Source organism: Variovorax durovernensis (genome assembly GCF_977011995.1).
In genome coordinates this window covers 163,238-183,653 of record NZ_CDRNCW010000001.1, presented here as the reverse complement: position 1 = coordinate 183,653, position 20,416 = coordinate 163,238, and the positions used below count along the sequence as shown (strand labels likewise).

The window sequence follows — 20,416 nt, the reverse complement described above, 5'->3', positions numbered from 1 at the left end:
GCCACGCGGGGGCCATGACGCAAACGAGGATTCCTCACCCAGATATGCGTTTGTAGAATGTCTTGCAAGATGTTCGGGCAGCGTCTTCATTGGAAAGCGCTGCGTTCCATTCATACTTTCCAGGCATACATGCGCCGCAAGATCCCGCCCCTGCAGACCCTGGTGTGCTTCGACGCCGCCGCGCGCCACGAGAGCTACACGCGCGCCGCGCAGGAGCTTGCCCTCACCCAGAGCGCGGTGTCGCGCCAGATCGGCACGCTCGAAGCCTTCCTGGGCGTGGCGCTGTTCCGCCGCACGCGGCACGGCGTGGCGCTCACCGCCAGCGGCGCGGCCTATGCGCGGCAGACGGCCAAGCGGCTCGAGGCCATGGAGCGCGACACGCTCGACGCAATGGCGCACCAGGGCGAGGGCGGCTCGCTCTCGCTGGCGGCCGTGCCCACCTTCGCCACCCGCTGGCTCATGCCGCGCCTGAAGGGTTTCGCGGCGCTGCAGCCCGACGTGGTGGTGCACATCGAGACGCGCACCCGTCCCTTCCTGTTCGCGGATGCCGAGTTCGACGCCGCGCTCTACGCCGGCACGCCCGCGCAGGTCGAGAACTGGGCCGGCACGCATGCGCTGCTGCTGATGCACGAAGACGTGGTGCCGGTGTGCAGCCCCGCCCTGCTGCCGCGCGGCAAGGCCGTCACGCCCGCAGCCATCGCGAAGATGCCGCTGCTGCAGCAGAGCACCCGGCCCGACGGCTGGCGCCAGTGGTTCGACGCGCAGCAGATCGATGCGCCCAACGCACGCGGCGGGCCGCGCTACGAACTGTTCTCCATCCTCGCGGCCGCCGCGTCCCATGGCCTTGGCGTGGCGCTGATGCCGACGATGCTGGTGGCGGACGAACTGGCGCGCGGCGAGCTTGTCGTCGCATGCGCGCGGCCGCTGTCGGGCGAACGCAACTACTACCTCGTCACGCCGGAGCGCGCGGACCAGCGCCCGCTTTTGAAGTTCTTCAGCGACTGGCTGCTCGGGCAGGCGCGGCAAGGCTGAACGGGCATGCCGCGCGACCACCGCTCCGAGTACGAATGGCGCATGCACAAGGTGCTGACGCACATCGACGACCACCTCGACGAGCCGCTCGAACTGGCGGCGCTGGCCGACGTGGCGCATTTCTCCGCGTATCACTTTCACCGGCTGTTCGCGGCATGGGCCGGCGAGACGCTGGGCGACTACATCCGCCGGCGCCGGGTGGAGGTAGCGGCGCTGCGGCTGGCGACGCAGCCGCGCGTGACGGTGCTCGACGCCGCGCTGTCGGTGGGCTTCGGCTCGGGCGAGGCTTTCTCGCGGGCCTTCCGCGCGCACTTCGGCAGTTCGCCGACCGCATGGCGCACAACGCACCGCTGGGCGCCGGCCGACGCGGAAAGCAATCCTGATCAGATCGCTTTGCACGGCTTCACGAAGAATGGGCCTTCGCCGCGCGACATCGCGCCAACGGAGGCAACGCCCATGAACGTCGAACTCATCACCCGCCCGCCCCTCACCATTGCCTACCTGCGCTACGTGGGCCCGTTCGGCGCGCCGGTGGGCGCCTTCTGGGGCACGAAGGTGGCGCCGTGGATCACCGCGCACGACCTGTGGTCGCATCCGCGCTACGGCATCAGCCACGACGACCCGAGCATCACCGCGCCGGAGCATTCGCGCTACGACGCGGGAGTGGAAGTACCGGAAGACTTCGTGCCCGACGGCGGCTTCCAGAAGACGGTGCTGCCCGGCGGGCGCTATGCGGCAATGAAGTTCTACGGCGTGCCGCCGGAGATCAACGCCGCCTGGACCCGCCTGCTGCGCGACTGGCTGCCGGCCAGCGGCTTCCAGTTCGACGGCCGGCCGGCGTTCGAGCTTTATTCGCCGTGCGGCGCATTCGACGAGAAGACCGGCGCATTCGAATGCGACATCTGCATTCCCATCGCGCCGCTTTGAATGACGGCGGGAACTGCTGCTAACGCAGCGTGATGCCGAGCGAATCGAAGGGCGCGTCGAACTCGGCGCGCCAGGACTGACCGGATTCCAGCGGCCAGGCATCGGTCCACGTGCCGGTGGTGACCACGTCGCCGGGCATCAGCGCCGGCGCGCCGGGGCAGCGCTGCAGTTCCTGGTTGAAGTGGTGCAAGGCGTGCAGCGGGCCGTCGAGCACGTTGACGCCCTTGCCTTCTTCGACAAGTGCATCCCCACGGTAGAGCCTCACGCGGGTGCGGCCGAGCAGGCCGTCCAGCGCCTGGGCGCTGCTGGCGAAGTGGCCGACCGGCGTCTCGCGCCCGACCAGCAGGCGCGCATGCAACCCGCCGTCAGCCACGGTGTCGGCGGCGGCGAACTTCCAGCCGGGCAGGTGCGACTGCACGATCTCGAAACCCGGTGCGAGCCACGCAATGCAGCCGAAGAGTTCTTCCAGCGTGGCACCCTGCGGCGGTGTCGCGGCCATGCCGAACACAATCTCCGGCTCCAGGCGCGGCTGGCAGAGTTTGTCCAGGCTCAGCTCGGCGGTGCCACCGCTGCTGCGTGTGAGCGTCGTGTGCCACACGGTGCCCCAGATGGGCGCATAGACCTCGTAGCGGGGCCAGATCGTGCGGTTGGTGAAGCCGATCTTGTAGCCGACGGGCCGCTCGCCGCGAGCGGTGCGAAGCGCGCGCAAGGCCAGCGCCTGCTGGTAGGCGGCGTCGACGCTGGCAGCTATGGGGAGTGCGCGATCGGCGGGCCACAGCAGCCCCTGGTCGTAGTGCTCGAGAACGGCTTGCGGGGTCATGGCATCAGTCCTTTGCGGGCCGGGCGCCTTCCAGGGCGTAGGCCTCGATCAGCGCCGGAAAGGCATCCATTGCGGGCAGGGCACCGAAGCTGTGCTTCGCGGGCGTCGTGGCCCAGGGCAGCTTCTCGTCGGTCCAGGTTTCGACGAAGGGCTCGACCCAGCCGTGCCGGTCGAGCATCGACGGCCGGAGGTTGACGAAGTAGTCGAGGCCCTCGGTGCGCGTGAACATCCAGCTCTTGCAATGCGGGCAGAAGAAGTGGTGCGAATCGGCACCGTGCAGCCCGCCGACGACGGGCTCGCCCGACACCACCTCGAAGCCCTGCGCGGGAATGGCGAGCGAGAGCGAGAAGGCGCTCGCGCTCATGGCCTGGCAGCCGGTGCAATGGCATGCCATCGACAGCAGCGGCGGCGCGCTGATGCGCAGGCGCACCTGGCCGCAGCGGCAGCCGCCGGCCCAGGGGAGTTGCCAGTCGTCGCCGGCTTGGTCGGGGGATGGATTCGAGGTGGTGCTCATGGGGTGCTGCGGCCCTGTGGTTGTTGCGGTGGAATTTTCTTCTTCGCCGGCGAAACGCGCCGCGGCTTGAACGGCCCGGTCACCTTCTCCAGCCACGGATCGCACACGGCACGGAGTTGAGGATCGACCTTGAACTGCGGATCGCGCGCGTCGAAGAGAACCGACTTCTTCGCCTGCGCCCGCACCAGCGCGAAAGCGTCTTTCTCGGAGCGGCTGTTGTCGAACATGAGCGTCATGTTGGCGATCTGCGCCGCATGGCCGACCGCCGCCTGCGTGCGGGGAAAGCGCTCGACCAGCTTCCTGCGGTCCACGTCGTGGCCGCCCTGCTGCTTGCGGGTGCTCACGCGAAAGACGGACATGTCCACCGACACCAGGCCGACGAAGAGCAGCACGACGAAGTAGCCCGCCTGCTGCATCGCGCGGATGTCGTCCGCCTTGGACTCATGGCCGCCGCCCGGCAGCGGCTTCCAGTGGGAGAAGACCGTCTCGAACGCGAACGGCATGCGCTGGTCCATCACCAGGCTCTTGAAGGCGCGCACGCCTTCCTGCGACAGGATCTGCCACTTCTGGTCGTCGTCGCGCAGCTGCTGGGCCCAGAGGGGGATGTGCCCCGTCCTGGGGTCGGCATCCGGCAGGATCGACATCATCATGCGGTCGGCGTTGATGAGTGGCAGCCGCAGCGACGCGGCCAGCCGCGAGTACCACAGCGTGGACTTGCCGGAGCCGTTGTGGCCGGCAAGCACGAACGCCACCGGGCGCGGGCCCTGCGTCTGCTCGAGCAGCTTCTCGAGGCTGGGCGGGCGGCGGCTCACGCCTTGCTCGCGCGGAACCTGCCGTCGACCAGCCGGCCGATCACCTGGGTGCCGTCGGCGGACTCGCGGATGACCTTGCTGGGGTCCTGCGGGTAGGCGTAGTAGGCGAATATCCTGGCGGCGTTGGGTCCGCGAAAGACCACCGACCTGTCGATGCCGGGCTTGTTGAGCGCACGGGCCGCCTTCTTCAGCAGCACGGTCGTGTTGTCTTCGGGGCGCACCACAGGCCGCGATGCCTTGCCGACCTTCACCAGCGCCATGCCGCGCCCCAGCGTCGCAACCGAGCGGCCCTGCACCAGTTGCCCCGTGGCGCTTGCACGCGCGGTCGTCGTCTTTTCTCTTGCCATGGCCGGATGATCGCTCAAAAAGAGCGGCGCGGTGCATGCCGCGGACCCGTGTCCGGAAACGGCGAGCGCCGGCACTGCCGGAGCCGGACACTGCGCGCATGACAACCCCCGCCTCTCTTGTCGAAGCGCTCGACTGGCCCCGCATCGAAACCGAACTCGCCACCCGCGGCTGCGCCACCACCGGCGTGCTGTTCACGCCGAAGGAGTGCGCCGCGCTCGCGGCGATGTACGACCGCCCCGCCCACTTCCGCAGCCGCGTCGTCATGCAGCGCCACGGCTTCGGCCAGGGCGAGTACCAGTACTTCGCGAACCCGCTGCCGGCCAAGCTGGCCGCGTGGCGCGGCGCGCTGTACGAACGCCTCGCGCCGCTGGCCAATGCCTGGGCCGCCGCGATGGGCCAGCCCGCCGACTACCCGCCGGACCACGCCAGCTATCTCGCGCGCTGCCATGCCGCGGGCCAGTTGCGCCCCACCCCGCTGCTGCTGCGCTACCAGGAAGGCGACTACAACTGCCTGCACCAGGACCTCTACGGCGACCTGCAGTTTCCGCTGCAGCTCACTGTGCTGCTGAACCAGCCGGGCGAAGACTTCAGCGGCGGCGAGTTCGTGCTGACCGAGCAGCGCCCGCGCATGCAGTCGCGCGCCGAAGTCGTCTCGCTCGCGCTGGGCGAGGCGGTGATCTTCGCGGTCAACCAGCGGCCCGTGTCGGGTACGCGCGGCAGCTACCGCGTGACGATGCGCCACGGCGTGAGCCGCCTGCGCTCGGGCCGAAGGCACACGCTGGGCATCATCTTCCACGACGCGCGCTGAACGAGGGCTTTCCCGAACGGTCGTTCTACTTGTGCGAAACGGCCGCAACCACAGCCAAGACCGGCGAAAATCGCCACCGCATCAGGCACCCGCCAGGATCCCCGACACCAACGATCGGGGCCGTGGACTCGCCTGATGCCGATCCGCGCCTTCGTGGCGCGGATGTGTTCGAGTGGTCGTCAGGGAGCTGTATGAACAAGAACTCGTCCGGGAATCCGGGTGTGGCGGGAAAGCCGCCTTTCGAATCCGCCGCCGCGGCACAGCCATCGAGGCGCTCGCGGCACTTCAGGGTGGACGTTGGCACCATCGTCAGTGCGGTGGCGCTCACGCAGTCGCTGCTGCTGGTGTCGCTGGGCTACTGGGGATCGCAGCGGCTGGTTTCGCGGATCGGCATTTCCGCGCACAAGGCCAACCACGACCGCACCGAAGACAAGGTGCTGGCCTTCCTGCAGAAGGCCGAGTCGGTGATCGACGCGGCGGGCAGCGCCCCCAGCCTGCGGCCCGCGGGCGAGCAGTCCGAGAGAACGTCGGAACTGTTGTGGACGCTGCTGGCGCAGTCGCCCGAGCTCGACAGCATCTACGTGGCCAACGAAGCCGGCCAGATGCTGATGGCCCTGCGCTACCCCACGCCCGCCATGCGCCATATAGAGCGCGGCCCGCAGTTCACCACCGAGACCTGGCACTACAAGCCACCGCCCTCGGCCGAAGCCGACGCGCAAGACCGCTACGCCACGCAGCGCGTCGAGACTCTGCGCAGCAGCTACGACCCGACGCAGCGCAGCTGGTACGTGCAGGCCCGCAAGGCGCAGGGGCCGGTCTGGACGCAGCCTTATGTATTTGCCGCCGCGCAGGAACTGGGCGTGACCTACGCGCTGCCCGGCAAGCGGCGCTATGCCGAGGGCGGCACACAGGCGCTGGTGGTGGCGGGAGACGTGTCGCTGGGACGCCTGTCGGGGTTCGTGCAGCAGTTCAGCAGCAGCATCGGCCACGGCGACAGCGCCCTTCTGAGCGCCGACTTCCGCGTGCTGGCGCGCAGCGACCATCCGGGCGTGCTTCACAAGCTGGAAGCACCGTCGGGCGTGCTCGGCGCGCTGCATGCCCACATGCTGGCCGACGGCACCGCGGGCAGCAGCCACGACACCGCGTTTTCCTTCACCCACGAAGGGCGCAGCTACCTGGTGCAGACCTCGTTCATTCCCAGCACGGGCTGGCAGCTGGTGAGCTGGGTGCCCGAAGACGTCCTGCTGGGCGACCTGCGGCAAGCGGTGCTGCTGAGCGTGCTGCTCGCGCTGGCCTTCCTGGCGGTCGCGCTGTTCATGTCGCTCAAGCTGTCGAAGCTGGTGACATCGCCGGTGGAGAACCTCTCGCACATCGCTCGGCGCATCGGCCTGCTGGAGCTGGACAACCTGCCGCGCGAGCCCAGCCGCGTGCTCGAGATCCAGCACCTGGACCAGGCGCTGGACGACTCCGCGCGCAGCCTCAAGGCCTTCAGCAAGTTCGTGCCGGTGGATGTCATCAACCAGCTGGTCGCCGACGGCCATGCGCTGGCGCCCAACGGCTCGCCGCGCCGGGTGACGGTGACTTTCACCGACGTGGAGGGCTTCACCTCCATTTCGGAGTCGCTCGACACCGACGTGCTGGTGGGCATGCTGACCGAGTACTTCAACCTCGCGACGGCGGTGTTCGCGCGGCACGGCGGGGTGATCGACAAGTTCATGGGCGACGGCATCATGGTGCTTTGGGGCGCGCCCGCCGATCTGCCCGACGCGGAGTACAAGGCCTGCCTGGCGGCCCTCGAGCTGCACGTGGAAATGGACGAACTCAACCGCCGGTGGCAAGAGCAGGGCCTGCCCGAGTTCCGCACGCGCGTGGGCATTCACACGGGCATGGTGATCGCGGGGGTGCTGGGTTCGAACGACCGGCTGTCTTACACCGCGTTCGGCGACGCGATCAACGTGGCCAGCCGCATCGAGGGCATCAACAAGCAACTGGGCACGCAGGTGCTGATGTCGGAGGTGACGTTCGCGGGCCTGCAGGGCCGGCTGCACACGCGCCGCATCGAGGAGCTCGTGGAGCTGCGCGGCCGGCAGACGCGCATGGTGCTCTACGAGCTGATGACTTCGTAGCGACCCGCTCTAGCGCGGCGCCTGGGTGACGCGCACCAGCACCAGGTTGGCGCTGGTGCCGCTGCCCTGCGTGAGCACAGAGTACTGCGTGTCGTTGATGAACAGCAGCTGGTCGCCGCGCGAGATGCGCGCCGACACGGCATAGCGCATGCGCGGATCGATGCGGGCCGCGTCCACCTTCAGCTCGTAGGCGAACGGCGGCTGCCTGCCGTCGGCCTTGAAGCGCTGCTCGGCCAGCACGGTCGATGGCGCGTCCATGCGCGACACGTCGAGCAGCTGCACCACGATCTCGGCCGCGGGGTCGAGCGCAATGCGCTCGCGGTAGGCGACGGTGCCGCTCACACGCAACTGCGAGGCGCCAGCGGCCGCGCCGGACGACGAGGGCGCCGCGCAGGCACCCAGCAAAGAAGCGCCTGCCACGGCGGAAAACATGAGGAGGCTGGTACGTCTTTTCATCCGCCCATTATGCGGAGGCACGCTCCGCGGCGAAGGCCACATACCACTCGAGGCTTCCGGGGTTTGCCATCGCCTCGCGGTTGACCACCTTCTCCAGCGGCTGCCCCAGCAGCAGTTTCTTGATCGGCAGTTCCTGCTTCTTGCCCGAGAGCGTGCGCGGGATCTCGGCCACCTGGAAGATGTCGTTGGGCACGAAGCGCGGCGACAGCGAAGTCTTGATGGCGTTGTTCAGCCGCGTGCGCATGGCATCGTCGAGCGCCACGCCCGGGCGCAGCACCACGAATAGCGGCATGTAGCTGTCGCGGCCCAGGTACTCGAGGTCGACCACCATCGAATCGAGCACCTCGGGCAAGCCCTCGACCGCGCTGTAGATCTCGCTGGTGCCCATGCGCAGGCCCTGGCGGTTGATGGTGGCGTCGCTGCGGCCGTAGATGACGCAGCCGCCGTCGGTGCCTATCTTGATCCAGTCGCCGTGGCGCCAGACGCCGGGGTAGGTGTCGAAGTAGCTCGACAGGTAGCGCGCATTGCCCTCGTCGCCCCAGAAGTACAGCGGCATCGACGGAATGGGCTGGGTGCACACCAGTTCGCCCACCTCGCCGATGACGGGCTGGCCGTCGTCGTTCCAGGCCTCCACGGCATGGCCGAGCTCGCGGCACTGCATCTGGCCCGGCACCTCGGGCAGGTCGCGGTTGCCGCCGACGAAGGCGCCGCAGAAGTCGGTGCCGCCGGAGATGTTGCACCACCACACGTCGGGGGAGCCCGCGTCGAGGATCTGCCGCGAGCCCCAGCGCTGCACTTCCTCCGGCAGCGGCGAGCCGGTGCTGCCGAGCGCGCGCACGGCCGACAGGTCGCCGCAGTCTTTCGCGACGAGGCCGGCCTTCATGCAGTTGGTGAAGTAGGCCGCGCCCGCGCCGAAGAAGGTGACCTTGTGCCGCGCGACGAAGCGCCACAGCACGCTCCAGTCGGGCTTCTCCTTGCTGCCCGCCGGGTTGCCGTCGTAGATGCAGATGGTGGCGCCGAAGGCCATGCCCGAGAGCTGCGAGTTCCACATGACCCAGCCGGTGGAGCTGTACCAGTGGTAGCGCTCGCCGAGGTTGTTGGCGCCGTAGCTCGAGCCCACGTCGTTGTGCAGGCCGCAGGCGTGCATGGTGAGGATGATGCCGCCCTGCCCGTGCACGATGGGCTTGGGCAGGCCGGTGGTGCCGCTGGAGTAGACGATCCAGATCGGATGGTCGAAGGGCAGCCATTCGGGTTCGAAGGCGTTGACCTCGTCGTCGTAGCGGCCGATGGCGCGCGACCAGTCGATGTCGTGCGGCACCGCGTTGGCGGCGAAGGGCGACTTCACCAGCACCAGCTTCTTCACGCTGGGCAGCTGGCCGCGCAGCTCCTGGAGCACCGCGCTGCGATCGAGCGGCTTGCCGCCATAGTGCACGCCGTCCACCGCGATCAGCACCTTGGGCTCGATCTGGCGGAAGCGGTCGGCCACGGCGGCGGTGCCCATGTCGGGCGCGCACACGCTCCAGATCGCGCCGATGCTGGAGCACGCGAGGAAGGCGACCATGGTCTCGGGCACGTTGGGCAGGTAGGCCGCGACGCGATCGCCGCGACGCACGCCCAGCGCCCTGAGCGTGAGCGCGACCGACGCCACCTGGCGGCGCATTTCGGGCCACGACAGTTCGCGCACGTCACCGCGCTCGTTGTCGCTCACGATCGCGGGCATGCCGGCCGCATGGGCCGCATCGACGTGGCGCAGCACCTCGCGCGCGTAGTTGACCTGGGCGCCGGGGAACCAGCTCGCGCCGGGCATGCGGCGCTCGGCCAGCACGGTGGCGCCGGGCGCGAGCGGCGTGGGCGACTGGATGGCGGCGTAGTCCCAGATGCTGCGCCAGAAGGCGTCGAGCTCGGTGACGGACCAGCGCCACAGCGCGTCGTAGCTGTCGAAGGAGAGGCCGCGCTTCTCGCGCAGCCAGTTCTGATAGAGGCGGATCTGGGGAATGTTGGGGGCGGGCATCCTGCAAGCGTAGCGCCGCGCACGACCGCTCTCAATCGGGGTTGACCTCAGGGTTTGTACGTGTGTTCAAGTTTTTTGTACAAGCGTTCAATACGCCCCGATGAGCACCCGCACACCGACCACCAGGCGTGGCGCCTTGCGCGCCGCGGCACCTGCAGCCGCCGAGACTGTCCGCCCCGACCGCAAGCACGCCATCCTGCTGGCGGCCGAGAAGCTTTTTGCGCGGCACGGCTACCACGTGGTCACGATCCGCCAGATCGCCGAGGAAGCCGGCGTGCCGCTGGCGCTGGTGGGCTACTACTACGGCCAGAAGCACGAGCTGTTTCACGCCATCTTCGAACACTGGGGCCACACCATCGAGGAGCGGCTCGCCGGCCTGGCCGCACTGACCCTCGACCCCGAGGACGTGCGCACCCTGCCGCGCATCATCGAAGCCTTCACCGCGCCGGTGCTGGCGCTGCGCGCGAGCGCCGAGGGCGAGTACTACGCGCTGCTGGTGGCGCGCGAGCTGTACCACGCGACCGAGGAAGCCGACCGCGTGCTGCGCGGCTACTTCGACCCGCTGGCCGAGGCCTACATCGACGCGCTGCACATCGCGCTGCCGCACGCCACGCGCAGCCAGGTCGCCTGGGGCTACCAGTTCGCGCTGGGCTCGCTGCTGCACCACCTGAACGACAGCCGCATCGAGCGGCTCTCGCGCGGCGAGAACAAGCGCGCCGACCCGGCCGTGGCGCCGATGCTCGTGAGCTTCATCGTCGGCGGCCTGCGCGCCGCGCTGCCTCGCCCGAAAGCGGCCAGGACCCCAACCACGAAAACCACCCCACGGAGACAGAAGACATGATGACGAAGACCCCGGTGAAACGGCGCACCCTGTTGTTGTCGGCGCTCGCTGCCGCATCGACCACCGCCTCGCTGCCCGCGTTCGCTCAGTCCGCCACGAAAATCGTATTCGGCTACACGGCCGTGACCGACTTCGCATCGGCGTTCGTGGCGGCCGAAGAGGGCTACTTCAAGAAGCGCAGCCTCGATGTCGAACTCAAGTTCATTCCGCTGAACTCGACCATTCCGGCGGCGCTGCAGTCCGACTCGCTGCAGATCGGCGGGCCCACGCCTTCGGTGTTCCTGCAGGCGGTGGACGGCGGCCTCGACCTGGTGCTGGTGGCCGGCGGCGGGCTCACCTCGAAGAACATCACCGGCTTCGGCCTGGTGGCGCGCGCGGGTTCGGGCATCAAGAGTCCGCAGGACTGCGCGGGCAAGAAGATCGGCGTGCCGGGCCTGGGGGCCTTCCTGCACGTGACCTTCCGCGCATGGCTGAAGGACAGCGGCGTGGACTACCGCAAGGTCAACTTCGTGGAGGCGGCGTTTCCGCAGCATGCCGACCTGCTGCGCGGCGGCTCGGTCGACGCGGTGGTGTCGGCCGACCCGTTCATGAGCCGCATCACCGAGAGCGGCGCTGGCTACGTGGCCTCGTACTACTCCACCTTCCTGCCCGAGAACAACCAGACCATCGTGCATGCGGCCAAGCGCGAGTGGGTGGCGAAGAACCCGGCGGCGGCGCGTGCGTTCCGCGAGGCGCTGGTGGAAGCGGCCGCGTTCATGCAGCAGCCGAAGAACGACGCGAAGGTGCGTGCGGCCATCGGCAAATACATCAAGCTGCCGCCCGAGGTGCTGGCCAAGGTGCAGGTTTCGCCGCCCGGCCCCTTGGTGACCGAGAAGCAGCTCGCCTACTGGACCGGGCTCATGAAGGAGCAGGACATGCTCAAGACGAACATCGACGTGGCGAAGCTGGTGGCCAAGTGATCTCCGCGCCCGCCCCTGTCACCGCGCGCGCCGCGCTGTCGGCCAGCGCCTTCCATTCGCCAGCCGGCACCGCGATGCAAGCCACTCCTTTCCTGCGCTTCGACGGCGTGACCATCCGCCTCGGCGGCCGAGAGATCCTGTCGCCCACCTCGTTCGACGTGGCGCGCGGCGAATTCGTCTGCATCGTCGGCCCCAGCGGCTGCGGCAAGACCACGCTGCTGCGCGCAGCCAGTGGGCTCGTCACAGCCAGCGCGGGCGAGGTGCGGCGCAACGGCGTGAAGATGACCGAGCCCTCGCGCGAAGTGGCCTTCGTGTTCCAGGACTACGGCCGCGCGCTGCTGCCCTGGCGCACGGTGGAAGGCAACGTAAGCCTGGCGCTGGAAGCCGCCGGCGTGCCGACGGCCGAACGCGCGCCGCGCATTGCCGATGTGCTCGGCAAGGTCGGCCTCGCCAAGCATGCGCACAAGTTCCCGGTGCAGCTGTCGGGCGGCATGCAGCAGCGCGCGCAGATTGCCCGCTGCCTCGCGCAGAAGCCCGAGCTGATGATGATGGACGAGCCCTTCGGCGCGCTGGATGCGCTCACACGGCAGAGCCTGCAGGACGAACTGGCGCGGCTCGTGCGCGACGACGGTCTCACGGTGCTGTTCGTCACGCACGACCTGGAAGAAGCCATCTACCTCGGCGACCGCGTGATCGCGCTGCAGGCCAACCCCGGCCCGGGCCGGCCCAGCCTCGCGCGGATGATCGACGTGAAGATCCCGAGGCCGCGCGACCAGCTCACCACCAAGGAACATCCGGAATACCTGCGCCTGCGGCGCGAGCTGTTCGCCTTCATCGAGCAGGGCCATGACTGAGCGCGGCTTCTTCCGCTGGCTGCGGCCGTGGGTGTTCCCTGCGTTGCTGATCGGCCTCTTCGAGTGGTATGCGCGCCGCGCGGCTGCCCTGGGCAGCGACTCGCTCGCGCCGCCGAGCGCCGCGGCCAAGGCTTTCGCCGGCGCCGCGATGGACGGCTCGCTCTGGCAGGCCACCGGCTTCACGCTGGGCACCGCCGCGCTGGGCCTGCTGCTGGGCGCGGTGCTCGGCATTGCGTTGGGCCTGGTGCTCGGGCTCTCGCGCCGTGCGGCACAGCTCGGATCGATGTCCATCGAGGTGCTGCGCCCGGTACCTTCGGTCGCGCTGATTCCCCTCGCGATGCTGGGCTTCGGTTTCGGCGTGCGCATGGAGCTGGCGATCGTCGCCTTTGCCACCTTCTGGCCGCTGCTGGTGCTGGTGCAGGCGGCCGTGCAGCAGGTCGAGCCCCGGCTGCTCGAGGTGAGCCGCGTGCTGGGGCTGTCGGCGCGCGAGCGGGCCTTCAAGATCGTGCTGCCGGCCATCGTGCCGCGCCTGTTCGTCGCGCTGCGGCTGGGGGTGGCGGTGGCGCTGGTGGTGGCCGTGACGGTCGAGATCGCGGCCAACCCCAACGGCATGGGCTACGCGATGATGATCGCGCAGCAGAGCTTCGACCCCGCGCTGATGCTCGCCTGGCTGGGCTGGATCGGCGTGGTGGGCTTCGCAATCAACGCCGGCATGCTGCTGTTGCAGCGCGTGGTGGCGCGGCGCATGGGGGTGCAGGCATGAACGGCCGCGACAAACCCTCGCACCTGAACTGGCTCGGCTCGCTCGGCGTGCTGCTGGCGCTGGTCGCGCTGTGGTGGGTGGCAAGCAATGCCGGCTGGGTCAGCCGCGTGTTCCTGCCCACGCCGCAGGCCACGTTCGCAAGCCTGCTCGAAGGGCTGAATCTCTCTGGCACCGGCGGCAACGGCGAGCTGCTCGGCTTCACGCAGGCCACGGTGGGCCGGATGATCGAAGGCTGGCTGCTGGCCTCGCTGTTCGGCGTGCTGCTGGGCGCGGCCATCGGCGTGTCGCCCTCGGTGCGCGCATGGGTGCAGCCGACGCTGGAGTTCATCCGCCCCCTGCCAGCTTCCGCGCTGCTGCCGCTGGCGATTTCGATCTTCGGCCTGAACCCCGGCATGGTGCTCTTCGTGGTCGCTTTCGGCGCGATGTGGCCGGTGCTGCTGGCCACGGTGCACGGCTTCGCGGCGGTGGAGCCGCGCCTGTCGGAAGTTGCGCGCTGCCTGCAGATGTCGCGCGCGGCGTACATCTGGAAGATGGGCCTGCCCAACGCCATGCCCGACATCCTGGCCGGCATGCGCCTGGCGCTGACCATTGCGCTCATCGTCGCGGTGGTGGGCGAAATGATCGCCTCGCAAAGCGGCCTGGGCCAGGCCATCCTGCTGGCGGCGCGCGCCTTCCGCGCGAGCGACCTGTTCGCGGGCATCGTGCTGCTGGGGCTCATCGGCTTCGCGAGCAATGCGCTGCTGGCCTTTGCGGAACAACGCCTGCTGCGCTGGCAGCAGCCCTGATTCCTTCGTCTTCCAACACCAACACCCCACAAGGAGTTCCCATGCCACGCAAATTCGTCGACCTGTCGATCTTCCTGGAGAACGACGTGCTGTCCGATCCGCCAGCCTTCGCGCCCAAGATCCAGTACTTCACGCACGAGCAGACCTACGAGCAGATCGAGCCTTTCTTTCCGGGCCTGAAGAAGGAAGACCTGCCCGACGGCGAGGGCTGGGCCGTGGAGCTGGTGCAGCTGTCCACGCACAACGGCACGCACCTCGATGCGCCCTATCACTTCCACTCGACCATGGACAAGGCGCTGGGCGAGAAGAAGCCCGCCATCGCCATCCATGACGTGCCGCTCGAGTGGTGCTTCCAGCCCGGCGTGAAGCTCGACTTCCGGCATTTCGCCGACGGCTACGTGGTGACCGCCGCGGACGTCGAGGCCGAGCTCAAGCGCATCGGCCACACGCTGAGCCCGCTGGAGATCGTGGTGGTCAACACGCGCGCCGGTTCGCGCTATGGCAACCCCGACTACGTGTCGGCCGGCGCTGGCATGGGCTACGAAGCGACGATGTACCTTCTGGAGCGCGGCGTGCGCCTCACGGGCACCGACGCATGGAGCTGGGACGCGCCCTTCGTGCACACCGCCAAGAAATACGGCGAGACGCAAGATGCATCGCTGATCTGGGAAGGCCACAAGGCCGGGCGCGACATCGGCTACTGCCACATCGAGAAGCTGCACAACCTGGAGGTGCTGCCGCCTACCGGCTTCTTCATCAGCTGCTTCCCGCACAAGATCCGCGGAGCGTCGGCGGGTTGGACACGCGCGGTTGCCATCTTCGACGACGCACTGATGGCTTCGGTATGAGGGTCCGTTCATGAGCATTGCACTCAACCACACGCACGACGTTCATGCGCGCAGCTGGGTCGAATCGGCCAATGCGGCGGGCAGCGACTTTCCGATCCAGAACCTGCCGCATGCGGTGTTCCGCCGCGCGGGAAGCAGCGAGGCGTTTCGCGGCGGCGTCGCCATCGGCGACCAGGTGCTGGACCTCGCGGCGCTGGCCACTCGCGAGCAACTCGAGGGCCTCGCGCTGCATGCGGCACGCGCGGCCGCGCAGCCTGCGCTGAACGACTTCTTCGCGCTCGGCGCCGCCGCGTGGAAGGCGCTGCGCCATGCGCTCTTCGACCTGCTGAAGAACGATGCGCCAGTCGCCACGGTGCAGGCGGTGCGCGAATGCCTCGTGCCGCAGGCCGATGCCGAATACACCGTGCCCGCGCGCATCGGCGACTACACGGACTTCTACACCTCCATCGATCACGCGCTGAACATCAGCCGCCTGATGAACCCCGACGGCGACGTGACACCCAACTTCCGCTGGATCCCCACGGCGTACCACGGGCGCGTGTCGACCATCGGCGTGAGCGGCCAGCGCTTTCACAGGCCGATGGGGCAGTCGATGGCGCCCGGCGCGAAGGCGCCCACGTACCAGGCCTGCGCGCGGCTCGACTACGAGCTGGAGCTTGGCGTGTGGATCGGCACCGGCAATGCGCAGGGCGAGCCCATTGCGCTGGAGCGCGCGGAGGAGCACATCTTCGGCATCTGCCTGCTCAACGACTGGTCGGCGCGCGACATCCAGTTCTGGGAGATGGCGCCGCTCGGGCCGTTCCTCGCGAAGAATTTCGCGACCACGATCTCGCCGTGGATCGTGACGATGGAAGCGCTCGCGCCCTACCGGCAAGCGTGGACCCGGCCGGCCAACGAGCCCCAGCCGCTTGCCTATCTGGAGAACGCGGCGAACCGCGAGAGCGGCGCGCTCGACATCCGCCTGGAGGTCTGGCTCGAGAGCGAGAAGGCACGCAAGGAGAAGACCGGGCCGTCGCGCCTGTCATCCACCAGCTTCAAGCACCAGTACTGGAGCGTGGCGCAGATGGTGACGCACCACACCATGGGCGGCTGCAGCCTGAACCCCGGCGACCTGTTCGGCAGCGGCACGATCTCGGGGCCGGGCCCCGGCGAGGCCGGCGCGATCATCGAGCTGACGCGCGCGGCGCAGAACCCGGTGACGCTGGCCAACGGCGAGCAGCGCGGCTTTCTCGAAGACGGCGACGCGGTGCTGCTGCGCGGCTGGTGCGAGAAACCGGGGCATGCGCGCATCGGGTTCGGCGAGAGCCGCGGCACGGTGTTGCCGGCCAGAGGTTGACGCCCAAGTAAATACTCTTTACAGTCCGCCTCCTTCGAAACGAACACCTTCACCGGAAGCTTCATCGTGAACGCCGCATCGGTCATCGCCAACATCTGCCGCATCGTCTGCCCCGCATCGGGCGGCACATTCGCGTACGGCATCGACCATGCAACGAACCTGCATCAGGCAGGCGAACACACGGCACCGGGCGGAGGCAGCGCATAGCGCGCACCTCTTCGACACTCTTTCACAAGAGGCCCGGACACCGAATGGTTCCGGGCCTTTTTCTTTTTTGCGTCACCGTCAGTTCATCATCAATCAACCACAGGGAGAAAAAACCATGCGCAAGCTTGTCACCGTTCGCACTGTCGATGCCGTCCGCCCCATTCCCGGGGCCGACGCGATCGAATGCGCCATCGTCGAAGGCTGGACCGTTGTCACCAAGAAGGGGGAGTTCGCCGTCGGCGACCGGGGCGTCTTCTTCGAGATCGACGCGTTCCTGCCGCTCGACGATCCGCGATTCGCCTTTCTCGAGAAGTCGGCCATCACCTGGAACGAGCAGCGCGGCGTGCGGCTGCGCACGATGAAGCTGCGCGGGCAGATCTCGCAAGGGCTGATCCTGCCGCTGTCGCAATTCGCCGAGATCGACGCACTCGCGCTGGCCGATCCGGCGCTTCGCCAACGCGACTGGGCCGAACTGTTCGGCGTCGGCAAGTGGGAGCCGGTGATCCCGGCGTGCCTGTCGGGCGAGGTGGAAGGCGCGTTTCCCGCATTCATCGTCAAGACCGACCAGGAGCGCATCCAGAACCTGCCTGAAGTGCTCGCGGCCGATGACGGGCAGTCGTTCGAGGTCACGGTCAAGCTCGACGGTTCGAGCATGACCGTGTTCCACAACGCAGGCGCGCTCGGTGTGTGCGGACGCAACTGGCAGCTTCGCGAGACCCCCGGCAACAGCCTGTGGCGCGTGGCGCGGCAAGACCGGCTGCTCGAAGCGCTGGCCACTCTGGGCCGCAACCTCGCGCTGCAGGGCGAGATCGTCGGCGAGGGCATCCAGGGCAACCCGGAGAAGCTGCGCGGGCAAGCGTTCCACGTGTTCGATGTGTTCGACATCGACCGGGGCATCTACTGCGGGATGGAAGAACGCAACGCCGTCATCGACGTGCTTCGCGTGCTGGGGGCGACGGTTCGCACCGTGCCGCTGCTCGAAGTGACCACGCTCGAGCGCTTCGGCGGATCGACCGCCGAGGTGCTGGCCTATGCCGAGGGTCCGTCGCTGAACCCGGAGACCTCGCGCGAGGGTGTGGTGTTCAAGCGGCTGGACGGCGGGCTGTCGTTCAAGGCGATCTCGAACAGCTACTTGCTGAAGCACTCGGACCGTTGAACAGGAAGGCAAGCCAACAGGAAAGGCTTGCCGCAACGAAAAAAGGCCACCCGGATGGGTGGCCTTTTTCGGCAATGTTGGAGCGGGAGAAGAGTCTCGAACTCTCGACCTCAACCTTGGCAAGGTTGCGCTCTACCAACTGAGCTACTCCCGCGTCGAGCCTCAGATTATAGGGTACTTTTTGACGGGTTTTTCCGAATCCGAGAAAAAAGTTCTTTCAGACCCCGAACACCAGCGACCGGTGCATCGACACCCCTGCCATCAACCCGTCCGCAGACGCCAGCGTGGCGTTGGAAAACGCCATCGCAAGATCGCCCGCCGCGTAGACGCCGGGCACCGTCGACATCTTCATGGCATCGACGCGCAGCACCCGGCCCATGGGGCCGTCGTCGAAGACGCAACCGAGCTGTTCGGCCAGCGGACTGGAAGGCCGCGTGTGCGGCGCCACGAACAGCGCCTCGACAGGCACGAGCCTGCCGTCTTCGAGGCGCACGCCGGCCAGGTCCGTCGCCGCGCCTTCCAGGCTGGCGATGCGCCCCGGCTCGACAGTCACGCCGCGCGATTGCAGCCTGGCGCGAACCTCCGCATCGGGGGGCGGATTCAACCGGTCGATGCAACACATTCGCTGAACATTTCAGCAGGTGTATGGAAGCCGAGCGTCTTGCGCGGCCTCTCGTTCAATTGTCTCGCGATCGCGTTGAGTTGAAGCTGTGAGAACCCTGAGACGTCCATGCCCTTCGGCATGTACTGCCTGAGCAACCCATTGGTGTTCTCGTTGCTGCCGCGCTGCCAGGGGCTCTGGGGATCACAGAAGTAGACCTGGATGTCGGTGGCCATCGTGAATCGCTTGTGACCGTGCATCTCCGTGCCTCGATCCCAGGTCAATGACTTGTAGAGCTCCTGCGGCAACTTGCGCGCGTTCTTTATCAGCGCGTTGACCACCGATTGCGAGTCCTTGCCTTCGAGCTTCACCAACATCACATATCGCGTTTGCCGCTCGACCAACGTGGCGATCTGGCTGTTGCCGCTGCCGAACACCAAGTCCCCTTCCCAATGACCAGGCACTGCCCGATCCTCGACGGATGCGGGGCGCTCGCTGATCGACACGGCATCGGCAATCTGCCCATGGATCGCAGTCTTCTGCGTATAGGAACGAGAGCGTCGCATGCCGCGCGTGCGTCTGAGGTGCTCCAGCAGCTCCTTCTTCAATGCGCCGCGCGCTTGAATGAACAGGCTGCGATAGATGGTCTCGTGTGACACATGAAGGCTCTGGTCGTTCGGATAAGTATGCTTGAGCCAGCCGGCGATCTGCTCCGGCGACCACAGCATTCGAAGCAGGTCCGCCACGACGCCAGCCAGCGCCCGGTTCTTGACCAGCTTGCATCGCTTCGGCCGCAGGGCACGGTTCCAGGCAGCTTCGTCGGCGACGCTCGCCCGATAGCCGCCTTGCCCTACGTTGCGCCCGATCTCTCGGCTGATGGTCGACGGTGCCCTGCCAAGTCGGGCGGCCACCGAACGCATCGATTCACCAACCATCAGAGCGCGAGAGATCTCTTCCCTCTCTGCCAGGGTTAGCGCATTGGCGCCACGCCGTCGTTCCGGAGGTCGAATGCCACCGGTCTTGGACAAGATGTTCTGGATGGATGTGTGAGGTCGGTCAAACAGTTGGCCGATCTGGTGAAGGGTCCAACCTTCCCTCCACCGCTCCCACATCAATGCCTTCTGGGTACTCGTGTAGTAGGTCCGTGTCCGGTACTTCATCTGCAACACTCCTTCTGCCTAAGCAGTTATAAGTGTGTTGCATCGACCGGTTGAATCCGCCGGCCCTTGCTGCCGTTCAGGAAGAGCGTGGTCGGGCCCCACTCGGCGATCAGCAATGCATGGTCCGGCGGGCCGCCGGCGTGGAACAGCAGACCCAACTGGCGGTCGCCGAACTCGTAGCCGTGGCAATAAGGACAGTGCAGCACGCTCTTGCCCCAACGCTGGCCGATGCCGGGAATGTCGGGCAGGCCGTCCTGCACGCCGAACGACAGCAGCAGCTTGCGGGTCGACAGCTGCACGCCGTTGTCCAGCGTCACCGTGAAACCTCCCGCTTCGCAGGCGTCGTCGGCCTGCGCTGCCGTCACGCTGCCCTGGATGAAATCGACCGACGGATACGCGAGCAACTTCGCGCGCGCATCGGCGACCATCTCCAGCGGCGGCGTGCCGTCCTGCCCGAAGAAGCCGTGCGAGGCGGCGGCGAAGCGGTTGCGTGGCGCGCCCGCGTCGACCACGCACACCTTCCTGCGTGCGCGGGCCAGTTGCATCGCGGCTGAAAGGCCGGCAAAGCTGCCGCCCACCACCAGAACGTCATAGCGCATGTTCAATGTCCTTTGAAGTGAAGCCGCCGCCCGTCATGCGGCGATGAAAGTCCCTGGAAAGATCGGCCAGCGTGATGCTGTTGAAACGCCTAAGCAGCAGCGCCTCGGCCTCTTCGCACACGCCGTCGAGCGCGGCGTTCACCGCCTGCTCGACGATGCAGCCCGGGCTTTCGGTGCGGTTGCCCATGGCCAGCAGCGCGGGCGCGCCGACGGCGTTGTGCACGTCGCCCAGCGTGACCGCCGACAGCGAGCAAGACAGCACCCACCCGCCGCCGTGCCCCTTGGCCGAACTCACGAAACCCGCCTGCCGCAGGCCGGCCATGAGCCGGCGGATGACGACCGGGTTGGTGTGCATCGCGACCGCGAGCAACTCGGAGGTGACGGGGCCGTCCATTTCGGCCATGTGCAAGAGCACGTGGAGAACGCCTGAAAGCTTGCTGTCTCGTTTCATGC

General features: G+C 67.8%; 23 protein-coding genes and 1 tRNA gene. 13 read left to right on the top strand and 11 right to left on the bottom strand.

Annotation, left to right across the window (positions count from 1 at the left end; translation table 11 throughout):
* Positions 1-129 precede the first annotated feature (129 nt).
* Together ACWV14_RS00850 and ACWV14_RS00845 are read left to right on the top strand one after the other, a co-directional pair.
* Complete coding sequence (locus tag ACWV14_RS00850) at positions 130-1,032, top strand: LysR substrate-binding domain-containing protein (RefSeq protein ID WP_081267332.1); 903 nt, start codon at positions 130-132, stop codon at positions 1,030-1,032.
* A 6-nt stretch (positions 1,033-1,038) separates the two neighbouring features.
* On the top strand, positions 1,039-1,959 hold the full coding sequence (locus ACWV14_RS00845) for an AraC family transcriptional regulator (protein ID WP_454901876.1): 921 nt from the start codon (positions 1,039-1,041) through the stop codon (positions 1,957-1,959).
* A 19-nt stretch (positions 1,960-1,978) separates the two neighbouring features.
* Here the strand turns inward: ACWV14_RS00845 and ACWV14_RS00840 are convergent, their stop codons facing one another.
* From ACWV14_RS00840 to ACWV14_RS00825, 4 genes are read right to left on the bottom strand one after another with little or no spacing between them, the layout of a single operon-like run.
* Positions 1,979-2,779 carry a 2-keto-4-pentenoate hydratase gene (locus ACWV14_RS00840; RefSeq protein ID WP_454901874.1) on the bottom strand — a complete coding sequence of 267 codons (801 nt, stop codon included), beginning with the start codon at positions 2,777-2,779 and terminating at the stop codon, positions 1,979-1,981.
* A gap of 4 nt (positions 2,780-2,783) precedes the next feature.
* A complete protein-coding gene (locus ACWV14_RS00835) occupies positions 2,784-3,293 on the bottom strand; it encodes a GFA family protein (protein ID WP_454901872.1) in 510 nt (169 codons plus the stop codon).
* Entirely contained in the window at positions 3,290-4,105 is an 816-nt protein-coding gene (locus ACWV14_RS00830; protein ID WP_422088943.1) for a zeta toxin family protein, read from the bottom strand. Before ACWV14_RS00830 ends, ACWV14_RS00835 begins: the two co-directional genes overlap by 4 nt.
* A complete protein-coding gene (locus ACWV14_RS00825) occupies positions 4,102-4,452 on the bottom strand; it encodes a hypothetical protein (protein WP_454901870.1) in 351 nt (116 codons plus the stop codon). Before ACWV14_RS00825 ends, ACWV14_RS00830 begins: the two co-directional genes overlap by 4 nt.
* 98 nt (positions 4,453-4,550) lie before the next feature.
* On the opposite strand from ACWV14_RS00825, the gene ACWV14_RS00820 reads away from it, so the two are divergent.
* The gene (locus ACWV14_RS00820; RefSeq protein ID WP_454901868.1) at positions 4,551-5,261 is read left to right on the top strand and encodes a 2OG-Fe(II) oxygenase; all 711 of its coding nucleotides are present in this window, start codon (positions 4,551-4,553) and stop codon (positions 5,259-5,261) included.
* A gap of 1,103 nt (positions 5,262-6,364) precedes the next feature.
* Positions 6,365-7,387 carry an adenylate/guanylate cyclase domain-containing protein gene (locus ACWV14_RS00815; protein ID WP_454905977.1) on the top strand — a complete coding sequence of 341 codons (1,023 nt, stop codon included), beginning with the start codon at positions 6,365-6,367 and terminating at the stop codon, positions 7,385-7,387.
* Positions 7,388-7,396: 9 nt separating this feature from the next.
* On the opposite strand, the gene ACWV14_RS00810 is transcribed toward ACWV14_RS00815, so the two are convergent.
* Positions 7,397-7,819: a YbaY family lipoprotein gene (locus ACWV14_RS00810; protein ID WP_454901867.1), complete on the bottom strand. Its 423-nt coding sequence runs from the start codon at positions 7,817-7,819 to the stop codon at positions 7,397-7,399.
* 31 nt (positions 7,820-7,850) lie between these two features.
* Positions 7,851-9,854: an acetoacetate--CoA ligase gene (locus ACWV14_RS00805; RefSeq protein ID WP_454901865.1), complete on the bottom strand. Its 2,004-nt coding sequence runs from the start codon at positions 9,852-9,854 to the stop codon at positions 7,851-7,853.
* 100 nt (positions 9,855-9,954) lie between these two features.
* Between ACWV14_RS00805 and ACWV14_RS00800 the strand changes: the two genes are divergently transcribed.
* The 9 genes from ACWV14_RS00800 (at position 9,955) to ACWV14_RS00760 (ending at position 17,603) form a co-directional block, all read left to right on the top strand.
* A complete protein-coding gene (locus ACWV14_RS00800; RefSeq protein ID WP_422088949.1) occupies positions 9,955-10,695 on the top strand; it encodes a TetR family transcriptional regulator in 741 nt (246 codons plus the stop codon).
* Positions 10,692-11,654, top strand: coding sequence for an ABC transporter substrate-binding protein (locus tag ACWV14_RS00795; RefSeq protein ID WP_454901864.1), 963 nt, complete (start codon positions 10,692-10,694; stop codon positions 11,652-11,654). The genes ACWV14_RS00800 and ACWV14_RS00795 overlap by 4 nt, the downstream gene beginning before the upstream one ends.
* A complete protein-coding gene (locus ACWV14_RS00790; RefSeq protein ID WP_454901862.1) occupies positions 11,651-12,508 on the top strand; it encodes an ABC transporter ATP-binding protein in 858 nt (285 codons plus the stop codon). The genes ACWV14_RS00795 and ACWV14_RS00790 overlap by 4 nt, the downstream gene beginning before the upstream one ends.
* The gene (locus tag ACWV14_RS00785) at positions 12,501-13,271 is read left to right on the top strand and encodes an ABC transporter permease (protein WP_422088952.1); all 771 of its coding nucleotides are present in this window, start codon (positions 12,501-12,503) and stop codon (positions 13,269-13,271) included. Before ACWV14_RS00790 ends, ACWV14_RS00785 begins: the two co-directional genes overlap by 8 nt.
* Positions 13,268-14,056 carry an ABC transporter permease gene (locus ACWV14_RS00780; protein WP_454901859.1) on the top strand — a complete coding sequence of 263 codons (789 nt, stop codon included), beginning with the start codon at positions 13,268-13,270 and terminating at the stop codon, positions 14,054-14,056. The genes ACWV14_RS00785 and ACWV14_RS00780 overlap by 4 nt, the downstream gene beginning before the upstream one ends.
* A gap of 41 nt (positions 14,057-14,097) precedes the next feature.
* Complete coding sequence (locus ACWV14_RS00775; RefSeq protein WP_454901857.1) at positions 14,098-14,904, top strand: cyclase family protein; 807 nt, start codon at positions 14,098-14,100, stop codon at positions 14,902-14,904.
* 10 nt (positions 14,905-14,914) lie between these two features.
* A complete protein-coding gene (gene fahA / locus ACWV14_RS00770; RefSeq protein WP_454901855.1) occupies positions 14,915-16,240 on the top strand; it encodes a fumarylacetoacetase in 1,326 nt (441 codons plus the stop codon).
* A gap of 66 nt (positions 16,241-16,306) precedes the next feature.
* Positions 16,307-16,447 carry a hypothetical protein gene (locus ACWV14_RS00765; protein ID WP_454901853.1) on the top strand — a complete coding sequence of 47 codons (141 nt, stop codon included), beginning with the start codon at positions 16,307-16,309 and terminating at the stop codon, positions 16,445-16,447.
* 115 nt (positions 16,448-16,562) lie between these two features.
* A complete protein-coding gene (locus ACWV14_RS00760) occupies positions 16,563-17,603 on the top strand; it encodes an RNA ligase (ATP) (RefSeq protein ID WP_454901851.1) in 1,041 nt (346 codons plus the stop codon).
* 78 nt (positions 17,604-17,681) lie between these two features.
* Here the strand turns inward: ACWV14_RS00760 and ACWV14_RS00755 are convergent.
* From ACWV14_RS00755 to ACWV14_RS00735, 5 genes are all read right to left on the bottom strand, one after another.
* A tRNA-Gly gene (locus ACWV14_RS00755) sits at positions 17,682-17,757 on the bottom strand.
* Positions 17,758-17,820: 63 nt separating this feature from the next.
* Complete coding sequence (locus tag ACWV14_RS00750) at positions 17,821-18,207, bottom strand: FAD-dependent oxidoreductase (protein ID WP_454901849.1); 387 nt, start codon at positions 18,205-18,207, stop codon at positions 17,821-17,823.
* Positions 18,204-19,364, bottom strand: coding sequence for an IS30 family transposase (locus ACWV14_RS00745; RefSeq protein WP_454901848.1), 1,161 nt, complete (start codon positions 19,362-19,364; stop codon positions 18,204-18,206). The genes ACWV14_RS00750 and ACWV14_RS00745 overlap by 4 nt, the downstream gene beginning before the upstream one ends.
* 26 nt (positions 19,365-19,390) lie before the next feature.
* Positions 19,391-19,963 (bottom strand): NAD(P)/FAD-dependent oxidoreductase, encoded by a 573-nt coding sequence (locus ACWV14_RS00740; RefSeq protein ID WP_454901846.1) that lies wholly within the window; start codon positions 19,961-19,963, stop codon positions 19,391-19,393.
* The gene (locus ACWV14_RS00735; protein ID WP_454901844.1) at positions 19,953-20,414 is read right to left on the bottom strand and encodes an RrF2 family transcriptional regulator; all 462 of its coding nucleotides are present in this window, start codon (positions 20,412-20,414) and stop codon (positions 19,953-19,955) included. The genes ACWV14_RS00740 and ACWV14_RS00735 overlap by 11 nt, the downstream gene beginning before the upstream one ends.
* Positions 20,415-20,416: the final 2 nt, after the last annotated feature.

Excerpts from the sequence above, each read along its gene's own strand:
- ACWV14_RS00800 (WP_422088949.1), top strand. The coding sequence starts at position 9,955 with ATGAGCACCCGCACACCGACCACCAGGCGTGGCGCCTTGCGCGCCGCG.
- ACWV14_RS00810 (WP_454901867.1), bottom strand. The coding sequence starts at position 7,819 with ATGTTTTCCGCCGTGGCAGGCGCTTCTTTGCTGGGTGCCTGCGCGGCG.
- ACWV14_RS00845 (WP_454901876.1), top strand. The coding sequence starts at position 1,039 with ATGCCGCGCGACCACCGCTCCGAGTACGAATGGCGCATGCACAAGGTG.
- ACWV14_RS00840 (WP_454901874.1), bottom strand. The coding sequence starts at position 2,779 with ATGACCCCGCAAGCCGTTCTCGAGCACTACGACCAGGGGCTGCTGTGG.
- ACWV14_RS00850 (WP_081267332.1), top strand. The coding sequence starts at position 130 with ATGCGCCGCAAGATCCCGCCCCTGCAGACCCTGGTGTGCTTCGACGCC.
- fahA (WP_454901855.1), top strand. The coding sequence starts at position 14,915 with ATGAGCATTGCACTCAACCACACGCACGACGTTCATGCGCGCAGCTGG.
- ACWV14_RS00735 (WP_454901844.1), bottom strand. The coding sequence starts at position 20,414 with ATGAAACGAGACAGCAAGCTTTCAGGCGTTCTCCACGTGCTCTTGCAC.
- ACWV14_RS00805 (WP_454901865.1), bottom strand. The coding sequence starts at position 9,854 with ATGCCCGCCCCCAACATTCCCCAGATCCGCCTCTATCAGAACTGGCTG.
- ACWV14_RS00785 (WP_422088952.1), top strand. The coding sequence starts at position 12,501 with ATGACTGAGCGCGGCTTCTTCCGCTGGCTGCGGCCGTGGGTGTTCCCT.
- ACWV14_RS00745 (WP_454901848.1), bottom strand. The coding sequence starts at position 19,364 with ATGAAGTACCGGACACGGACCTACTACACGAGTACCCAGAAGGCATTG.
- ACWV14_RS00760 (WP_454901851.1), top strand. The coding sequence starts at position 16,563 with ATGCGCAAGCTTGTCACCGTTCGCACTGTCGATGCCGTCCGCCCCATT.
- ACWV14_RS00835 (WP_454901872.1), bottom strand. The coding sequence starts at position 3,293 with ATGAGCACCACCTCGAATCCATCCCCCGACCAAGCCGGCGACGACTGG.
- ACWV14_RS00775 (WP_454901857.1), top strand. The coding sequence starts at position 14,098 with ATGCCACGCAAATTCGTCGACCTGTCGATCTTCCTGGAGAACGACGTG.
- ACWV14_RS00795 (WP_454901864.1), top strand. The coding sequence starts at position 10,692 with ATGATGACGAAGACCCCGGTGAAACGGCGCACCCTGTTGTTGTCGGCG.
- ACWV14_RS00815 (WP_454905977.1), top strand. The coding sequence starts at position 6,365 with ATGCTGGCCGACGGCACCGCGGGCAGCAGCCACGACACCGCGTTTTCC.
- ACWV14_RS00820 (WP_454901868.1), top strand. The coding sequence starts at position 4,551 with ATGACAACCCCCGCCTCTCTTGTCGAAGCGCTCGACTGGCCCCGCATC.
- ACWV14_RS00740 (WP_454901846.1), bottom strand. The coding sequence starts at position 19,963 with ATGCGCTATGACGTTCTGGTGGTGGGCGGCAGCTTTGCCGGCCTTTCA.
- ACWV14_RS00825 (WP_454901870.1), bottom strand. The coding sequence starts at position 4,452 with ATGGCAAGAGAAAAGACGACGACCGCGCGTGCAAGCGCCACGGGGCAA.
- ACWV14_RS00780 (WP_454901859.1), top strand. The coding sequence starts at position 13,268 with ATGAACGGCCGCGACAAACCCTCGCACCTGAACTGGCTCGGCTCGCTC.